14 protein-coding genes are annotated in these 18,700 nt (G+C 36.8%); 13 read left to right on the top strand and 1 reads right to left on the bottom strand.

What is annotated here, in order from left to right:
• The first annotated feature begins 379 nt into the window (after positions 1-379).
• The 11 genes from mraZ (at position 380) to hemW (ending at position 13,153) form a co-directional block, all read left to right on the top strand.
• Complete coding sequence (mraZ, locus tag G600_RS0111890; RefSeq protein WP_027432110.1) at positions 380-817, top strand: division/cell wall cluster transcriptional repressor MraZ; 438 nt, start codon at positions 380-382, stop codon at positions 815-817.
• 17 nt (positions 818-834) lie between these two features.
• The gene (gene rsmH / locus G600_RS0111885) at positions 835-1,770 is read left to right on the top strand and encodes a 16S rRNA (cytosine(1402)-N(4))-methyltransferase RsmH (RefSeq protein WP_027432109.1); all 936 of its coding nucleotides are present in this window, start codon (positions 835-837) and stop codon (positions 1,768-1,770) included.
• Between the two features lie 38 nt (positions 1,771-1,808).
• A complete protein-coding gene (locus tag G600_RS0111880; RefSeq protein WP_027432108.1) occupies positions 1,809-2,312 on the top strand; it encodes a septum formation initiator family protein in 504 nt (167 codons plus the stop codon).
• Positions 2,313-2,473: 161 nt separating this feature from the next.
• Complete coding sequence (locus G600_RS0111875; protein ID WP_027432107.1) at positions 2,474-4,405, top strand: peptidoglycan D,D-transpeptidase FtsI family protein; 1,932 nt, start codon at positions 2,474-2,476, stop codon at positions 4,403-4,405.
• Between the two features lie 19 nt (positions 4,406-4,424).
• Positions 4,425-5,780, top strand: a complete 1,356-nt coding sequence (murD, locus tag G600_RS0111870) for a UDP-N-acetylmuramoyl-L-alanine--D-glutamate ligase (protein ID WP_027432106.1) — start codon at positions 4,425-4,427, stop codon at positions 5,778-5,780.
• 29 nt (positions 5,781-5,809) lie between these two features.
• Complete coding sequence (locus G600_RS0111865) at positions 5,810-7,093, top strand: FtsW/RodA/SpoVE family cell cycle protein (protein ID WP_242826385.1); 1,284 nt, start codon at positions 5,810-5,812, stop codon at positions 7,091-7,093.
• Entirely contained in the window at positions 7,086-7,928 is an 843-nt protein-coding gene (locus tag G600_RS14580; protein ID WP_051195507.1) for a cell division protein FtsQ/DivIB, read from the top strand. The genes G600_RS0111865 and G600_RS14580 overlap by 8 nt, the downstream gene beginning before the upstream one ends.
• Before the next feature lie 76 nt (positions 7,929-8,004).
• Positions 8,005-9,180, top strand: coding sequence for a cell division protein FtsZ (gene ftsZ / locus G600_RS0111855; protein ID WP_027432104.1), 1,176 nt, complete (start codon positions 8,005-8,007; stop codon positions 9,178-9,180).
• Between the two features lie 190 nt (positions 9,181-9,370).
• A complete protein-coding gene (locus G600_RS0111850; protein WP_027432103.1) occupies positions 9,371-10,153 on the top strand; it encodes an N-acetylmuramoyl-L-alanine amidase family protein in 783 nt (260 codons plus the stop codon).
• A 38-nt stretch (positions 10,154-10,191) separates the two neighbouring features.
• The gene (gene lepA, locus G600_RS0111845) at positions 10,192-12,006 is read left to right on the top strand and encodes a translation elongation factor 4 (RefSeq protein ID WP_027432102.1); all 1,815 of its coding nucleotides are present in this window, start codon (positions 10,192-10,194) and stop codon (positions 12,004-12,006) included.
• Positions 11,996-13,153: a radical SAM family heme chaperone HemW gene (gene hemW, locus G600_RS0111840; RefSeq protein WP_027432101.1), complete on the top strand. Its 1,158-nt coding sequence runs from the start codon at positions 11,996-11,998 to the stop codon at positions 13,151-13,153. Before lepA ends, hemW begins: the two co-directional genes overlap by 11 nt.
• A gap of 129 nt (positions 13,154-13,282) precedes the next feature.
• Here hemW and G600_RS0111835 read toward each other — a convergent pair whose 3' ends face one another.
• On the bottom strand, positions 13,283-14,104 hold the full coding sequence (locus tag G600_RS0111835) for a helix-turn-helix domain-containing protein (protein ID WP_027432100.1): 822 nt from the start codon (positions 14,102-14,104) through the stop codon (positions 13,283-13,285).
• Between the two features lie 422 nt (positions 14,105-14,526).
• On the opposite strand from G600_RS0111835, the gene nifJ reads away from it, so the two are divergent.
• Positions 14,527-18,102 carry a pyruvate:ferredoxin (flavodoxin) oxidoreductase gene (gene nifJ / locus G600_RS0111830; RefSeq protein ID WP_027432099.1) on the top strand — a complete coding sequence of 1,192 codons (3,576 nt, stop codon included), beginning with the start codon at positions 14,527-14,529 and terminating at the stop codon, positions 18,100-18,102.
• A 341-nt stretch (positions 18,103-18,443) separates the two neighbouring features.
• A partial coding sequence (locus G600_RS0111825; RefSeq protein ID WP_027432098.1) for a helix-turn-helix domain-containing protein occupies positions 18,444-18,700 on the top strand: 257 nt, incomplete at its 3' end.

The following is an 18,700-nucleotide window of genomic DNA, read 5'->3' as shown; positions in this document are numbered from 1 at the left end:
ACGTTTAATAAATCCTTGTAAACGCAAGGAATATTTTATCATAAATTCACTAATAATGGGAAATTATTTTTATAAATTTGGCGTTTAATAACTATATTTATAGAAAAAAATCCCCACAAAAGCACATTATATGGGATAATTCACCACCTTTCCCCCAATATGTGCAAAGTCCCGTAATTAGCGGAATTCTAAAGGATTTAGACTTGCTTTTTATTCCTATTAGGGTTACAATAGGGATGAAAGTGGAGGTAATGTGATAATAAGTGGTGAAATGTGGTGGATTTAAAAAATCCCACAGATTACTTAAATAACGGGCTTTAATACATTTGTTATCCCAATGCAAGTATGATTCTTAATCTAAATGGAAGGGGGAACGGTTATGCTACAAGGTGAATATACACATACAATTGATACCAAGGGCAGACTTATCGTTCCAGCAAAACTCCGTGAAGGATTAGGAGATACATTTACAATAACAAGGGGATTCGATGGATGTATTTATGCATATTCCAACGATGAGTGGGAAGCCTTGAAAGAAAGAATTGCAAAGTTACCTCTAAACGATGCAAGAGCACGTTCACTTACTCGATTCTTTATTGGTGGAGCAAGTGAAGTAGAAGTGGACAAACAGGGACGAATTCCTATTACACAGACTTTAAGAACTCACGCAGGACTTGAAAAAGACGTGGTTTCATTAGGCGTTGGTAATAAGGTGGAAATTTGGAGTGCCAAGAAGTACAACGAAGTTAATGCCGAAAGCTTTGAGAACATCGAGAATGTGGCAGAAAGCATGTTGGAATTTGGCTTCACAATTTAGATTAAGGAGATTTCGTTATGGAATTTAAGCATTATTCAGTTTTATTAGAAGAGACAATTGAAAATTTAAATATAAAGCCAGACGGAATCTATGTAGACGGTACTTTAGGCGGCGCAGGTCATTCAAGCGTTATTGCTAGTAAGTTAGGTCCTAATGGCAGACTTATTGGAATTGACCAGGATGAAAATGCTATCGAGGCCGCAAGTAAGAGACTAGAACCTTTTAAAGATAGAGTAACTATTGTTAGAGATAATTACGTGAATTTTAAAAAGGTATTAGATGATTTAAATATTGATAAGATTGATGGAGTGGTACTTGATTTAGGAGTATCTTCATATCAATTAGATACAGTAGAAAGAGGCTTTACATATAATGTTGACACAGCCCTTGATATGAGAATGGATAACAGACAGTTGATGACTGCAAGGGATATTGTTAATGACTATAGCGAATCAGATCTTTATAGAATCATTAGAGATTATGGTGAAGATAGATTTGCTAAGAATATTGCAAAGCACATTGTTAATGCAAGACAGGAAAAGCCGATTGAGACAACATTTGAATTAAATGACATTATAAAGGCAGCAATTCCTGCAAAGGTAAGAGCTACAGGTGGTCATCCATCAAAGAGAACTTATCAGGCAATTAGAATCGAACTTAATAAGGAACTAGATGTTCTAGAAAATTCAATAGACGACCTTATTGATAGATTAAATCCAGGTGGAAGATTATGTATTATTACTTTCCATTCACTTGAGGATAGAATCGTTAAGGTTAAATTTAAAACAGCAGAGAACCCATGTACTTGCCCACCGGAATTTCCAGTGTGTGTATGTGGCAAGAAATCAAAGGGTAAGGTGATTTCAAGAAAGCCAATCTTACCTTCTGATAAGGAGTTAGAGGAGAACTCAAGATCAAAGTCGGCTAAGTTAAGAGTCTTTGAGAAGAGATAGGAGTAGGAGAAGTAAAACAAGCAAAGGAGGAGACATGAATGGCAAGAAATAGCAAAAAAAGACATTATAAAAGTGCTAGAAGAGCGACTTATGTGTCTGGTAGTGCTGCTAGGGAATTAGCGCCAAAACCACAAGAACGAGTAAGAAAGCGTCATGTGGAAACTAGCGAAGAGCGTAGAGAGCGACTAAGACGCCAGAAGAATCAAAGACAAGCCAATAAAATCAACATGATATTCATGGGAATGATGACATTGGCAGTTGCGATTAGCGTTGCTGTTTGCTATCAGCTAGTAAGTCTTCAATCAGAATATAAAGCTAATCAAACGAAGCTAGATGATTTAAAGACAGAATATCAAGAACTTAAATCTGATAATGATGAACTAGATGCTAAGTTAGATGCAAGTATTGATTATGAAGCAATTTACAATACTGCAGTTAATGAATTAGGTATGGTTTATCCAGATTCAAGTCAAGTTATTCTTTATGAGTCAGGTGAGAGCGAATACGTTAAGCAGTATAAGGATGTACCTGGTCAAGAATAGATAATAATGCTGGCTTTTATTTAAGCCAGCATTTTGTGTTAATAATTAGTATTTAGTGTTTAGTGTAATGAGAAGGAATATTCTAAAACAAAACTAGAATATGAAGGGGCAAGTGTGTATAATTATAAGGCTGATAACTAGCCTGGATGGAGTAAAAACTAATGGCTGATTACGAGAAGATCAAAGAGAGAAAATTAAAAAAGAAAAGGATGCTTCTTAAAAAAACTGGTAAGAAGATACAGGTTATGTTAGTTATTGTAGCATTACTACTTGCGGGTTTAGGTGGCAGAATTTTTTATATAGTATATAACCGTGGTGATGAGTATACACAAAGTGTTTTAAACGAACAGACCCAGACTAATGATACTGTGCTTGCAAAGAGAGGTCAGATCAAAACCAGTGATGGTACAATTCTTGCTTACAGTGAGAAAATGTACAACGTAATCCTAGATGTGGCACAACTACTAAGCGACGATGAGGAAAGTGAAGATAATCTAACAGATGACACAATCACAGCCCTTTGTAATAGCTTTGGTCTTGATAGAGCAGAGCTAGTTGCTAAGATTTACGATAATCAAACCAGCAGATATTTAAAGCTAGTAAAGGAAATATCAGAAGAAGATATGGAAAGCTTTAAAGCCCTTATGAGCACCACAGATTCTAAAGGCAATAAAGTTGATACAACAGTTGTAGATGTTTGGTTTGAAGAAACTTATGTAAGAAAGTATCCTAATAATAATTTAGCAGCCGATGTGGTAGGCTTTTATAGTCAGAATAACGGCGGCGAGTTAGGTCTTGAATTACAATATAATGACTATTTAACAGGTGTTAATGGCCTTTCCTATAGTTATGTTAATGATGGACTTGAGATTACTAACACAACTAAGGAAGTAACAGATGGCTATAATGTGGTAACAACTATTGATTATAATATTCAAAAAATAATTGAAGATCATATTATAGCATATAATCAAGAAAGCCCATCAAAGAATACAGCAGTTGTTGCTATGGACCCTGATACAGGAGAGATTTTAGCAATGGCAAGTTATCCAACCTTTGATTTGAATAATCCAAGAGATCTTTCTGGTGTTTACACTGAGGAAGAGCTAGCAGCTATGTCAGATGAGGATAAGACAAATGCTCTATATGAGCTTTGGACTAACTTCTGTGTTTCAGAAAGTTACGAGCCGGGTTCTGTATTTAAGCCTGTGACAGAGGCATCAGCCCTTGATGAAGGAGTTGTAAAGGATGGAGATACTTATAATTGTACTGGTGCTGAAGTGGTAAGTAATTGGACAATTAAGTGTCACGCATATTCTTTGGGTGGACATGGAGTTATTACTCTAGAACAAGCGCTTATGGAATCATGTAATCCATACATGATAAATTTAGCAATTAAGTTAGGAACAACAAAATTTGCTCAGTATGTAACTATGTTTGGTTTTGGTTCCCTTACAGGAATCGACCTACCAGGTGAGACTAGCGGTATTACATATTCTGCAGATTCTATGACAGTTATAGATGCTGCGACTAACTCCTTTGGACAAAATATCAACGTTAATATGATTCAAATGATATCAGCATATTGTTCTATTATAAATGACGGAAATTATTATCAGCCTCATATTGTCAAGCAAATTGAGGATAGCTCTGGTAATATAGTAAAGTCTTTTGATCCTGTATTAGTAAAGCAGACATGTACAGTGGATACATCAAAGCTTCTAAGACAGTACTTACTTGCAACCGTTGAAGAAGGTACAGCGAAAAAAGTAGCAGTTACAGGATATTCTGTAGCAGGTAAGACAGGTACTGCCCAAAAGGTAAACAGAGATGAGAGAAAATGGCTCATTTCCTTTATTGGACACGTTCCAGCAGACGACCCAGAAATTGCAATTTATGTAATTATTGATGAGCCTGATGGTACAACAGGTAGTTCTGGTTCTTCAGCAGATGTATTGCAATTAAGTCATGATATCCTAGAGGATTTATTACCATATTTAGGAATCTATGAAGACCTTACAGCAACAGATGTAGATACATCTAATAGCGAAGATGAATTGACAGTTGATGTACCAGATACATCACAAAACTAAGATTTTTTGGGAGGAAGTTATGGAACTTAAAGGAAAGAAAGTAATGGTAGTTGGCACTGGAATTAGTGGTATTGGTGCAGTTGACCTTTTAAATAAAGTAGGCGCAGACGTAATTCTCTACGATGGCAATGAGAAGCTTAAAAAAGCTGACGTAGAGGCTAAGCTTAAGTCTAATAAGGCAGAAATTGTCATTGGCGAGTGTAGTGATGAGTTAATTAGCAAGGTGGATTTACTTGTAATTAGCCCTGGTGTGCCAATTGATAGCCCACTTGTTTTAAGATTTAAGGAAGCAGGCGTTTTAGTTTGGGGCGAAATTGAATTAGCTTATAACTACGATAAGGGTAGTATTGTAGCAATTACAGGTACTAACGGTAAGACTACAACAACAGCCCTTGTAGGTCAGATTATAAAAGCCTATAATGAGAAGACATTTGTTGTAGGTAATATAGGCAATTCCTATACAGGAGAGGTATTTAATACTAGCAAGGATTCTGTTACAGTGGCAGAAATTAGTAGTTTCCAATTAGAGACAACTAATGAGTTCCACCCTAAGGTATCAGCAATTCTTAATATCACTCCAGATCATTTAAACAGACATCATACAATGGAATGCTATGCCGAAACTAAGGAAAGAGTGGCACTTAAGCAGACTAAAGATGATGTATGTGTACTTAATTTAGAAGATGAGTGGTTACAGGATTTTGCGAAGAAATGTAGCGCAAGCGTGGTTTACTTCTCATCTAAGAGAAAAGTTGAAGTTGGCGCTTATGTTGATGGAGATACAATCCGTTATACAGACGGCGTTAATGATAAAGAGTTCTTAAACGTTCATGATATGAAGCTTTTAGGAGTTCATAATTATGAAAATGTATGCGCAGCCATTGCTATGACAAAGGCCATGGGCATTCCTGATGAGGTAATTATCAGAGAAGTTAAGAACTTTAGAGCTGTTGAACATAGAATTGAATTTGTAGCAACTAAGTCTGGAGTTGACTACTATAATGATTCTAAGGGCACTAATCCAGATGCAGCAATTAAGGCTATTGAGGCTATGGTTAAGCCAACAATTCTTATTGCAGGAGGCTATGATAAGGGTTCAGAATTTGATGAATATATCAATGCCTTTGGTGATAAGGTAAGACTTATGGTTTTACTTGGTCAGACAAGTCAAAAGATTGCTGATACAGCTAAGAAGTTAGGATTTACAAATTACATTTTTGCAAATTCTATGGAGGAAGTTGTAGATATTTGTGCAAAGAATGCAAAGGAGGGAGAAGCAGTCTTACTATCTCCTGCGTGTGCTAGCTGGGGAATGTTTGACAACTATGAGCAAAGGGGAGAAATCTTTAAGGACTTAGTTAATAAGTTAGCTTAAAGAAATGCTTATTAATGCGTGGAGAGTTTATGGAAACCAATCAAAGAAGACAAAGGTCGACGATTAAACAAAACACACAAAACAAAAAGATAAGTAAAAGAAGTGTAAATAGAAGAGCTAAAAAGAATAAGAATAATTACATGAAAGCTCATAGAAAGAAATTTAGCTTTAGAAAGAGTTTATCAAGAAGCACAGGCTTTTATCTAGATTACTCTTTAATGTTAATTATGATTATTCTAATTGGTATAGGCCTTGTAATGGTTTATAGTAGTTCATCTACCACAACTGATTCCTTAAAAGGCGTTTTAAAAAGTCAGGTAATTTTTGCAGTGTTTGGCTTGCTTATGATGATGATAGTAGCAAGAGTTTTGGACTATCATATACTAACCAACAAGTATGTAGCTAGAGGGCTATATATATTTTCATTAATACTTGTATTATTACTTTTAACGCCACTTGGTAAAAACTATAATGGTGCCACAAGATGGATTGTAATTGGCGGATTTAATTTCATGCCAGTTGAATTTGTTAAAGTAGGAATAATTGCTGCGCTTGCCTGTAGAATATCAAGTCTTGGAGAAAAGATGAAATATTTTAGAGTGGTTGTTTGGTTGATAGCATGGTATGGAGTAGTTCCAGCGGCAATGCTGTATTTTATATCTAACAACCTAAGTAGTGCCATTATTATTTTAGGAATGGCCTTTTTAATTACATTTGTTGCTTATCCAGGTTATAAACCATATATTGCCATGTTTGCTGGTGCTACAGCCTTTATTAGCGTAGCATTTTCAGCAATTCTATCTGCAATTCAAAAAGGAGACGGCTTTAGATCAACAAGAATCTTAGCTTGGCTGCATCCAGAAGATTATGCAGATGGCGAGGCTTACCAAACGATACATGGTCTTTATGCCATAGGTTCTGGAGGACTTTTTGGTAAGGGACTAGGTAAAAGTGTTGTTAAGCTAAAGTTACCAGAAGCCTATAATGATATGATCTTTACAATTATTTGTGAGGAGCTTGGCTTGTTTGGGGCTTTATGCGTTTTAATAGCTTTTGGCGTTTTATTATGGAGAATAGCCCATGTTGCAAGAAATGCGCCTGATATGCAGGGAGCCTTGCTTTGTGCCGGTGTATTTTCACATATTGCACTTCAAGTTTTAGTTAATATCGCTGTAGTAACAGATACCATTCCTAATACAGGTGTTACATTGCCATTTATTAGTAAAGGTGGTACGGCGCTGCTTATCTTATTGCTTGAAATGGGTGTGGTGTTTAATGTCAGTAGCCAAATTAAGGATGAGTTAAATGAGTAAGCGAAAAAAAGAAGAGTTAGAAGGGTATGATTTTTATGATGACATCGATGAACTAGATAGAGCATCAGATGCCAAAGCTAAAGCTAATGCAAACAAGTCTAAAGCAAGTAGGAAGAGAAGGACTAATACGAAAAGAGTTACATTTCCATTAGCACTTTTAATTTCCTTCTTAATTATCTTTATTGTAGGCTTTAGTGCTTATGTAGTTTTTAGAGTTGATGTAATTGAGTATGAAGGTAATACTCATTACAGTGATGAGGAGATGTCAGACTTCTTATTTGAAGGAAAGACACCTAATTCACTAATATATTTTTTATTTGGAAATACGAATATTGAAATTCCCTTTATCCAAAAATATGATGTTGAGATTAAATGGCCTAATAAATTTTACGTTACGGTATACGAAAAACCTATAATAGGATATGTGAAATATATGGGCAGCTATATGTATTTTGATAAAGACGGTATTGTGGTTGAAAGCTCCACTGAGTTAATTGACTCGGTACCGGAAGTTCAAGGTTTAGAGTATTCCTCAATTGTACTTAATAAGAAAATCGAAGTGGCGGACGAGTCAATATTTGATAAGATATTAGAGCTTGCCCAAGGTTTTGATAAGTATGATTTAGATGTAGATTCTATCTTCTTTGATAGTGAAGGTAATATCTATGTTTACGTTGGAAGTGTTAAAGTAGCAATGGGAAATACAGACGATTATAGCGAGAGATTATTTGAATTAAAACAATTGTACTCAAAATTGAACGGATTGTCAGGAACCCTGTATTTAGACGAGTTTGACGGCAGTCAGTCCTCAATTATTTTTAAGAAAGACAACTAAAACGGTTGATATTTTATTTGAAAAACGATATTATATTTTATAGTGATTTTTAAGGGAGTAGAAGGAGGCAACAACTTTGTTAGAAATTATGACTAATGACGCAGAAGGCTCTGCAAAGATTATAGTAGTAGGAGTCGGCGGATCAGGCAACAATGCTGTTAACAGAATGATAGATGAAAATATCAGCGGGGTGGAATTTGTAGCTATCAATACAGATGGACAAGCACTTCAGTCATGTAAGGCTCCATCTGCAATCCAAATTGGAGAGAAACTTACTAAAGGTTTAGGAGCTGGTGCAGTTCCTGAAATCGGAGAAAAAGCCGCAGAAGAGAATATTGAAGATATTACTCAGCTCCTTAAGGGCGCAGATATGGTATTTGTTACATGCGGTATGGGTGGCGGAACTGGTACAGGCGCAGCCCCAGTAGTTGCTAAGGTTGCTAAGGATATGGGTATCCTTACAGTCGGTGTAGTAACTAAGCCTTTCGCTTTTGAAGGTAGAACTCGTATGAACAATGCCAATTTAGGTATTGAAAAGCTTAAGGAGAATGTTGATACATTAATTATTGTTCCTAATGACAGACTTCTTCAGATTATTGACAGAAGAACATCAATGCCAGATGCTTTAAAGAAGGCCGACGAAGTTTTACAGCAGGCAGTACAGGGAATTACAGACCTTATTAATGTTCCAGGTCTTATTAACCTTGACTTTGCCGATGTTAGAACTGTTATGACAGATAAGGGTATTGCCCATATCGGTATTGGTACAGGAACAGGTGATGATAAGGCTATTGAAGCTGTTAAGCAGGCCGTATCAAGTCCACTTCTTGAAACAACAATTGAAGGCGCATCACATGTTATTATTAATATTTCAGGTGATGTAGGTCTTATGGAAGCTGATGAAGCTGCAAGATACGTTCAGGAACTTGCAGGTGATAATGCTAACATTATCTTTGGTGCTATGGTTGATGAAACAGCAACAGACAAGGCAACAATTACTGTTATTGCAACAGGTCTTGAAGATCGTAATGTTAACCTTGCATTAGCAGGTTTTTCAGCTAAGGCAACAACACCAGCTAAGACTGTAGTTAAACCAACATATACTTATAACGGAGCAAGTACAGCTCCACAGCCAAGCGCTCAAGTTACTGAGACACCACTTCCTGGTCTCAAGCAGCCAGAGCCTGTTACAAGTAATGTTAAAGAAAGAGGAATTACAATTCCTACATTCTTACAGAAGAGCAAGAAGTAATTAAATTTAGATTATTTAATCCGGACGGATTCATTCTCCGTCCGGATTTTTTTCTTCTCTATAATTGACAAAATTAAAAAAATGATAGAAAATTGAACTAGCAACTTTTACTTGAAAAAATGAATAAATTTCTATGGGTCAGGATAGGGATATTTTAATCAGATACTAATTATCGGGAGGAACATATTTTATGAAAGATCAGAAGAAAACTCAGAAGGATAATCAGAAAAGTTATCGTTATGACAAGATTTTTGGACTATTAACATTGATTTCTTTACTTGTTTTAGTTCTTATGGTTTATTTAGATTATGGCAGCAATATTTCATCTTATGCCAATGATGAGCTTAAGAATGTAACCTTTAGCTCAGGAGATGTGGCCTCAGATGAGGTTGCAACAGGAACTGAGATAACTAAAGAAGTCACTGTAGTAGTTGATCCTCAGCTTGGAGGTTCATCTAATGGTGGTACTTCTCTTGATGGCACTCTTTTAAAGAATCAGAATTTAGAGATGGCCCAGCTAGTAAAGGAAAAGCTTGAAGCAAAGGGCGTTACAGTAGTACTTACAAGAGATAGTGATAAGACTGTCTCAGACTCAGATAGAGTAGCAACAGCTAATGAAAGTGACGCTGCTGTGGTTGTTTCTTTAGGAAGAAATGTTTATAATGGTAAGGCTAGTGGCGTGGAAAGCTGGATTTATTCTGGTGAGCCAATTGAAGCTATTGAATTATCAAACTCAATTCTTGAGGAAATAGCCAATGAAGGTTTTACTAGCAGAGGAATTAAGGCAGGAACAGAGAAATCTTCCGAATCAGATTATGCAATTAACAGTCAGGTTAAGAGCACAAGCTGTATCATTTTATTAGGATTTTTAGATAGTGAAAAGGATAATGAAATGTTTACTACTAAGGAAGATGCTACAGCGCAGGCAATTGCAGACGGAATCGCTTCTTACCTTATTTCACAAGGATATTAATCTAAAGGTATAATTAATAGAAAAGGAATGTAATTTTTATGGCTAGCATTAAACAGGAAAATATTAGAAACTTTTGCATAGTCGCACATATTGATCACGGTAAATCAACATTAGCAGACAGAATTATTGAGAAGACAGGACTTTTAACTAGTAGAGAAATGCAGGAACAAGTCCTTGATAATATGGATCTTGAAAGAGAAAGAGGTATTACAATTAAGGCCCAGACAGTAAGAACTGTTTATAAGGCAAAAGATGGTGAAGAATACATTTTCAACTTAATTGATACTCCAGGTCACGTAGATTTTAACTACGAGGTTTCAAGAGCTCTTGCTGCTTGTGATGGTGCTATCTTAATTGTAGATGCGGCACAGGGTATTGAGGCTCAGACTTTAGCTAATGTTTACTTAGCTTTAGATCATGACCTAGATGTTTTCCCAGTAATTAACAAGATAGATTTACCAAGTGCAGAGCCACAAAGAGTAATAGATGAAATTGAAGATGTAATAGGAATTGAGGCACAGGATGCTCCTCTTATTTCGGCTAAGAACGGAATTAATATTGAAGAGGTATTAGAGCAGATTGTAACTAAGATTCCAGCTCCAACAGGAGATAGAAAGGCGCCACTTCAGGCCTTGATTTTTGATTCGATTTATGATGCCTATAAGGGTGTAATTATATTTGTAAGAGTCAAGGAAGGAACTGTAAAGAAGGGCACTAAGATTAAGATGATGGCCACAGGTGCTTCAGAAGAAGTAGTTGAGGTTGGTTATTTTGGTGCAGGCCAATTTATTCCATGTGATGAACTTTCAGCCGGCATGGTAGGTTATATTACTGCAAGTATTAAAAATGTATCTGATACCCGTGTAGGTGATACAGTAACAGATGCTAACAGACCTTGTAGTGAGCCACTTCCAGGTTATAAGAAGGTTAATCCAATGGTTTATTGTGGCCTTTATCCTGCAGATGGTTCTAAGTACCAGGATTTAAGAGATGCCCTTGAAAAGCTACAGCTTAATGATGCTTCACTTTTCTTTGAACCAGAAACATCTATTGCCTTAGGCTTTGGTTTTAGATGTGGCTTCCTTGGTTTATTACATCTTGAAATCATTCAGGAAAGACTTGAAAGAGAGTATAATCTAGACCTTGTAACTACAGCACCAGGCGTAGTTTATAAGGTACATAAAACTAATGGTGAGGTTATTGATTTAACTAATCCATCTAATATGCCAGATCCTTCAGAAATTGACTTTATGGAAGAACCATTTGTTAATGCTGAAATCATGGTAACAACAGAATTTGTTGGTCCTATTATGAAACTTTGTCAGGAGAGACGTGGTATCTATCTTGGCATGGAATATATTGAGCAGACAAGAGCTCTACTTAAGTATGAATTACCACTAAACGAAATTATTTATGATTTCTTTGATGCCTTAAAGTCTCGTTCAAGAGGTTATGCTTCTTTTGACTATGAAATGAAGGGTTACGTAAGATCTAAGCTTGTTAAGCTTGATATTCTTATTAACAAAGAAGAGGTGGATGCCCTTTCATTTATTGTATTTGCTGGCAGTGCTGAAGAGCGTGGAAGAAAGATGTGTGAAAAGCTTAAGCTTGAAATTCCAAGACAGCAATTTGAAATTCCAATTCAGGCAGCAATTGGAAGCAAAGTCATTGCAAGAGAAACTGTTAAGGCGCTTCGTAAGGATGTACTTGCTAAGTGTTACGGTGGTGATATCTCAAGAAAGAAGAAATTGCTTGAAAAGCAGAAAGAAGGAAAGAAGCGAATGCGCCAGATTGGTAATGTAGACATTCCACAAAAGGCGTTTATGAGCGTTCTAAAATTAGATGAAGAATAATAATCAATTAGGGATATATATACATATCCCTTTTTGTGTGCAGAAATGTATTTATTGTGATTTTTTATCTGCACCAGCAAATGAAGAAACAAAATATAGCTATGTTCACGCACTCATTAAAGAGATTGAAAAGACTTCAAAGGATTTTAAGGATAGGGATGTCAACAGCATTTTCTTTGGAGGTGGAACGCCTTCAACCCTAGATCCAATCTTGATAGTTGAAATCATGGACGCCCTTAGAACACATTTTCAAATAAATGAATTCGCAGAGGTGAGTCTAGAGTGCAATCCAGGAACTCTTGATGAAGATAAGGCCTATATTTATAGAAATGCTGGAATTAATAGAATAAGCTTTGGCTTGCAGTCGGTAAACAACGACGAGCTTAAGATGCTTGGTAGAATACATAGCTTTGAAGAGTTTAGAGATAGCTTTAGACTCGCTAGAAACTACGGTTTTAACAATATCAATATCGATATTATGACAGGCCTTCCAGGGCAGACTAAAGAAAGTCTAGAAAAGACCTTAAAGACTGTGCTTGCCTTTAAACCTGAGCACATCTCCGCTTACGGACTTATCCTTGAAGAGGGTACTAAGCTTTTTGAAAATATAAACAATTACCCAAGTATCCCATCTGACGAGGATGATAGAGATATGTATGAGCTTGGTAGAGCTCAGATAACTAAGGCGAAGCTTAGACAGTACGAGATTTCAAATTATGCAAAGAAGGGCTATGAGTGCATTCACAATCTGAAGTACTGGAATAGAGAAGCGTATTTAGGTTTTGGTATTGGCGCTGCAAGCTTTGTAAATGAAACAAGATACTCAAATACTAGAGATATAAATGCTTACATGGACGCATTGAATAAAAAGGACATGAAGTTAGATTCCATTAGAGAAAATGTGGAAAAATTGGACATCAATGATGCTAAGGAAGAATTTGTATTTTTAGGACTTAGAAAAACGGATGGCATCTCTCTAGAGGACTATAAAGAGCGCTTCGGAGAAGACATAAATAAACAATATGAAAAAGAAATTGCAAGCAACGTGGAAAAAGGTTTGCTTGTGATTGAAGGTGATAGGATGAAGCTCACAAGAAGTGGGGTGGATATAAGTAATAGTGTGATGGCGGATTTTATAATAGGTTAGGTAATGCAGATGGGGCGTTGCAGCTTAAGATTAAGCCCCTCAAAGAATGTCATAATGGCGTTGGTAGTAAAAAAGACACGATACAAAGTATCGTGTCTTTTTTCTAGTATTCACTACGCCGTTAGCAATCTACTTTCCTTCCTTCTCCCTGCAGAGAAGCTCAAATGCTCTTGGTGTATTCTGCATCATTTTCTTAAAATCCCTATGGAAGTGAGCCTGATCAGAATAGCCGTAGCCATTTATTATCTTTCCAATTTCAAGGTTTGGATATTTAATCATTTCCTTAACAACACACTGGAAGCGAATTAATTTTGCATATTCCTTTGGTGTAAGGCCATATGTTAAGAAGAAAATTCTTGTAATATGTCTTGATGAGTAACCATATTTGTCTGCTAATGAAAGAATAGGAAGTGTTCCCTTGCTTGCGTTAATATCATCTACGATATCATTAACGATTGGCGAGATAGGAACGAAAGTCTTACTCTTTGATAAGTAATTTGTAAAGGCCTTAACTCTTTCCTTTGAAGACTGGCTAGACTTTAGGTTGTCGATTAATATTTTCTCAAAAGAATCCTTTTCTGGTGCGTAGTCTGAAACTGTATCTTTAAGTAATACAGGATAAGATTCTGCATCAACGCCCTTTCCAAAATATGCCCCCTTTTCATCGAAACGTACACCAAAGAAATGTTTGTAAGCCTTAAGCTTTATTTCTTTGTACTCTGATTGAAGACCAATGCAATAAAACGTTGCATTTTCATTATCATCATTATAACCAATAATCCAATCGATATATGGTGATGGTACAACTCTTAAATTAAGAGAGGTTGGTCTTTTAGCGTCCAGCTCGTAAATCATCATACGAGATGGTGTGTAAAGAGTAGTTGTTGTTACCTTAAATGCACTTGTGTCTAAGTCAAAATAAGGCTGAATCATGTTGCTAGTAGTGCTCATATTTCCCTCCTTTAAATATTGAACAAACTGACTTTTTTTATCATAAATATTTCTATCTATTTTAATAATAGTACAATTATTCCAAAAGTCAATAAAAAATGTCCTTTTTTTTCAAGAAATGTAAACTTTTGTAAAAAATGGATGACAAATTATATTTTTCACAATGTTTTTTTCAATGCCAAAACTATAGTTACACTAAAATATTTGTCTATTTACTATTAATATGGTTATATTATTATCAAATTACGATAAAAATTTAACTAAGTAAATTAAAAGTATACAATTTATAGATAAAATTTATGTATTTTATTTAATTCTTGCCCTTAAATTGTTTACTTTTTTGTGCTAAAACTATAAAATATTATATAGTCGACGTTATGTAGTACTATAACGTCAAGCATCAAAAGGAGGATGAAAATATAATGGCAAGAGTTAAACATTCTATGGATGGTAACACAGCCGCAGCTCATGTAGCATATGCCTACACAGAAGTAGCTGGTATCTATCCAATTACACCATCAAGCCCAATGGCTGATGTAGTGGATCAGTGGTCTGCAGCCGGTAGAAAGAACATTTTCGGAAACACAGTTAAGGTTTCTGAGATGCAGTCAGAAGCTGGTGCAGCTGGTACTGTTCACGGTTCATTAGCTGCTGGTGCACTTACAACAACATTTACAGCTTCACAGGGTCTTTTACTTATGATTCCTAATATGTACAAGATTGCTGGTGAGCAGTTACCATGTGTATTCGACGTATCAGCTCGTACAGTAGCTACACAGTCACTTAATATCTTTGGTGATCATAGTGATGTATACGCATGTCGTCAGACAGGTTTCGCAATGCTTTGTGAAACAAACCCACAGGAAGTTATGGATCTTTCTCCAGTAGCTCACTGTGCAGCATTAGAAGGTAAGGTGCCTTTCCTTAACTTCTTCGATGGTTTTAGAACTTCTCATGAAATTCAGAAGATTGAAGAATGGGATTACGAAGATCTTAAGGATATGTGCCCAATGGATGCAGTTGAGGAATTCAGAGCTCATGCTCTTAACCCAGAACATCCAGCAATGCGTGGTTCTCATGAAAATGGTGATGTATTCTTCCAGCACAGAGAAGCATGTAATACAGCATACGATGAACTTCCAGCAGTAGTAGAGAAGTACATGGCTAAGGTTAACGAGAAGTTAGGTACTAACTACGACTTATTTAACTACTATGGTGCAGCTGATGCAGATAGAGTTATTATCGCTATGGGTTCTATTAATGACGTATGTGAAGAAGTTATTGATTATTTAACAGCTAAGGGTGAGAAGGTCGGCCTTGTTAAGGTTAGATTATATCGTCCATGGTCTTCAAAGGGCTTACTTAAGGTATTACCTAAGTCAGTTAAGAAGATTGCTGTTCTTGATAGAACAAAGGAACCAGGTTCTCTTGGTGAGCCACTTTACCTTGATGTTGCTACAACACTTCGTGAAGCAGGCTTAAATGACATCACATTAGTTGGTGGTCGTTACGGTTTAGGTTCAAAGGATACTCCTCCTTCATCAGTATTTGCTGTATATAAGGAATTAGAGAATGACCAGCCTAAGCACAGATTTACAATCGGTATCGTGGATGATGTTACTAACCTTTCACTTCCAGAAGTTAAGCCAGCTCCTATTACAGCTGCTAAGGGTACTGTTGAATGTAAGTTCTGGGGTCTTGGTGGTGATGGTACAGTAGGTGCTAACAAGAACTCTACTAAGATCATCGGTGACCATACAGATAAGTATATTCAGGCATACTTCCAGTATGATTCAAAGAAGACAGGTGGTATCACAATTTCTCACTTAAGATTTGGTGATAACCCAATTAGATCTCCTTACTATATTAACCAGGCTGACTTCGTTGCATGTCATAACCCATCTTACGTAATCAAGGGTTACAAGATGGTTCAGGACGTTAAGCCAGGTGGAATCTTTATGATTAACTGCCAGTGGTCAGACGAAGAATTAAATGAACATATGCCTGCAGAAGCTAAACAGTATATTGCTAAGAATAACATTCAGTTATATACAATCAACGCTATCGATAAGGCTATCGAAATCGGTATGGGTAAGAGAACTAACACAATCTTACAGTCAGCATTCTTCAAGCTTGCTAACGTAATGCCTATCGATGATGCAGTCACATTTATGAAGGAAGCTGCTAAGAAGTCTTACTCTAAGAAGGGTGACGCAGTAGTTGAAATGAACTACAAGGCTATTGATGCTGGTGTTGACGCTCTTCATAAGGTAGAAGTTCCAGCTGATTGGGCAAATGCTACAGCTGAAAAGAAGGTTATCGATCGTAAGGGTCGTCCTGCTACAGTTAAGATGGTTAACGAATTACTTGATCCTATCGGATTAATGGATGGTGATAGTCTTCCAGTATCTGCATTCAAGGATTGCGCTGATGGTCAGTTTGAAACAGGTGCTTCTCAGTACGAGAAGAGAGGTACAGCAGTTATGGTTCCTGAATGGGATCCAGCATCATGTGTTCAGTGTAATAGCTGTGCATTTGTTTGTTCACATGCTACAATCAGACCATTTATCTTAGATGCAGCTGAAGTTTCAGCAGCTCCAGAAAACATTAAGTTAGCTGATTCTAAGCATGCAGTAGATACATCAATGAAGTTTACAATGTCTGTATCTCCACTTGACTGTATGGGTTGTGGTGAGTGTGTTACTGTGTGTCCTGCAGCAGCTAAGGGTGCATTAAAGATGGTTCCACAGGAATCACAGGCAGCAGAGCAGCCAGTATTCAATTACTTAGTTGAAAATGTTGGTAAGAAGGAAATCAAGCCAGTATTTACAGATACAACACCAATCGGTTCTCAGTATAACCAGCCATTACTTGAATTCTCAGGTTCATGTGCAGGTTGTGCAGAAACATCTTATGCTAGATTAATTACACAGTTATTTGGTGAGCATATGTACATCTCTAACGCAACAGGTTGTTCTTCAATTTGGGGTGGTCCAGCTGCTACATCACCATATACAGTTAATAAGGATTCATTAAAGGGACCAGCTTGGGCTAACTCATTATTTGAAGATAACGCTGAGCACGGTTTCGGTATGTACTTAGGTCAGAAGGTATTAAGAGATCAGGCTATTGCTAAGATCGAAGAGATGGCAGCATCTGATAAGGCTTCTGCTGAATTTAAGGCAGCAGCTAAGAACTTCCTTGACACTAAGGAAGATACAAAGAAGAACTCTGATACAGTTGCTCCATTAGTAGCTGAATTAGAGAAGGCAGCAGCTAACGGTTGTGAAATCGCTCCAGAAATCCTTGCTAAGAAGGATTACCTTGCTAAGAAGTCTGTATGGATCTTCGGTGGTGATGGTTGGGCTTACGATATCGGTTTCGGTGGTCTTGATCATGTACTTGCATCTGGCGAGAACGTTAACGTTATGGTATTCGATACAGAAATGTACTCTAATACAGGTGGACAGGCATCTAAGGCTTCTAACATCGGTGAAGTTTGTCAGTTCGCTGCAGCAGGTAAGGAAATCGGTAAGAAGTCATTAGCTGAAATCGCTATGAGCTATGGTTACGTTTACGTAGCACAGATCGCTCTTGGTGCAAACCCAGCTCAGGCTGTTAAGGCAATTGCTGAGGCTGAGGCTTATCCAGGTCCATCACTTATCATTGGTTATGCTCCTTGCGAACTTCACGGTATCGCTAAGGGTGGTATGAACCACTGCCAGGATGAAATGAAGAAGGCTGTTAAGTCTGGTTACTGGAACCTCTTCTCATTCAACCCAGCTAATAAGGCTGAAGGTAAGAATCCATTCACACTTACATCTAAGGAAGGTGATGGATCTTATCAGGAATTCCTTAACAATGAAGCTCGTTATACAAGACTTATTAAGCCATTCCCAGAAAGAGCTGAGAAGCTCTTCGCTGATTCAGAGAAGGCAGCTAATGATAGATTTAAGCATCTTCAGAAGCTTGTTGCTCTTTACGGACAGGAAGACTAATAAGGTTTTAAATTAAAGATATAACTAGGGATTAGTTATTAATATAGTTGGTACGCAAGGGCCTAAGGGACAGTTTATCCGTCTCTTAGGTCCTTTTTTTATCATTAAAAATCTAGTTTAACATGCCGTGAGCAAGAAATCCCCCACCTCTAAACGAAGTGTAGGTGGTGGGATGAATTGCGAATAACACGGCATTTTTTGTTACATATAATTACTATAAGAACATTTGTTTGACTATTTTGTAATTTGATTGTATAATATAAGTATAAATCTATCGTATTACTCAGACGGTGTTACTGTAGATATTATTAAACAATACATTCAAGCATAAGGAAAGAAAGATGGCAAATAAGGCAATTAAGTACAGAGTATATCCTACAACTGAACAAGAAGTTATGTTTGCTAAGACCTTCGGCTGTTGTCGTAAGGTCTGGAATCTTATGCTTTCTGATAAGATTGACGGCTACAAAGCTACGGGCAAATTCCCCACTGTGACACCTGCTAAATATAAAAACGATTACCATTATCTTAGGGAAGTAGACAGTCTAGCTCTTGCCAATGTACAAATGAATTTACAGAAAGCCTACAAGAATTTCTT

The organism is Lachnospira multipara ATCC 19207 (genome assembly GCF_000424105.1).
Classification (GTDB): domain Bacteria; phylum Bacillota; class Clostridia; order Lachnospirales; family Lachnospiraceae; genus Lachnospira; species Lachnospira multipara.
The sequence above is the reverse complement of the archived record's forward strand: the minus strand, read 5'-3'. Positions and strand labels throughout refer to the sequence as shown.

What these genes read in the sequence shown, in the direction of transcription:
- mraZ (WP_027432110.1), top strand. Translation starts at nt 380, where the DNA reads ATGCTACAAGGTGAATATACACATACAATTGATACCAAGGGCAGACTT.
- nifJ (WP_027432099.1), top strand. Translation starts at nt 14,527, where the DNA reads ATGGCAAGAGTTAAACATTCTATGGATGGTAACACAGCCGCAGCTCAT.
- G600_RS14580 (WP_051195507.1), top strand. Translation starts at nt 7,086, where the DNA reads ATGAGTAAGCGAAAAAAAGAAGAGTTAGAAGGGTATGATTTTTATGAT.
- rsmH (WP_027432109.1), top strand. Translation starts at nt 835, where the DNA reads ATGGAATTTAAGCATTATTCAGTTTTATTAGAAGAGACAATTGAAAAT.
- G600_RS0111880 (WP_027432108.1), top strand. Translation starts at nt 1,809, where the DNA reads ATGGCAAGAAATAGCAAAAAAAGACATTATAAAAGTGCTAGAAGAGCG.
- G600_RS0111865 (WP_242826385.1), top strand. Translation starts at nt 5,810, where the DNA reads ATGGAAACCAATCAAAGAAGACAAAGGTCGACGATTAAACAAAACACA.
- G600_RS0111850 (WP_027432103.1), top strand. Translation starts at nt 9,371, where the DNA reads ATGAAAGATCAGAAGAAAACTCAGAAGGATAATCAGAAAAGTTATCGT.
- hemW (WP_027432101.1), top strand. Translation starts at nt 11,996, where the DNA reads ATGAAGAATAATAATCAATTAGGGATATATATACATATCCCTTTTTGT.
- murD (WP_027432106.1), top strand. Translation starts at nt 4,425, where the DNA reads ATGGAACTTAAAGGAAAGAAAGTAATGGTAGTTGGCACTGGAATTAGT.
- G600_RS0111875 (WP_027432107.1), top strand. Translation starts at nt 2,474, where the DNA reads ATGGCTGATTACGAGAAGATCAAAGAGAGAAAATTAAAAAAGAAAAGG.
- lepA (WP_027432102.1), top strand. Translation starts at nt 10,192, where the DNA reads ATGGCTAGCATTAAACAGGAAAATATTAGAAACTTTTGCATAGTCGCA.
- G600_RS0111835 (WP_027432100.1), bottom strand. Translation starts at nt 14,104, where the DNA reads ATGAGCACTACTAGCAACATGATTCAGCCTTATTTTGACTTAGACACA.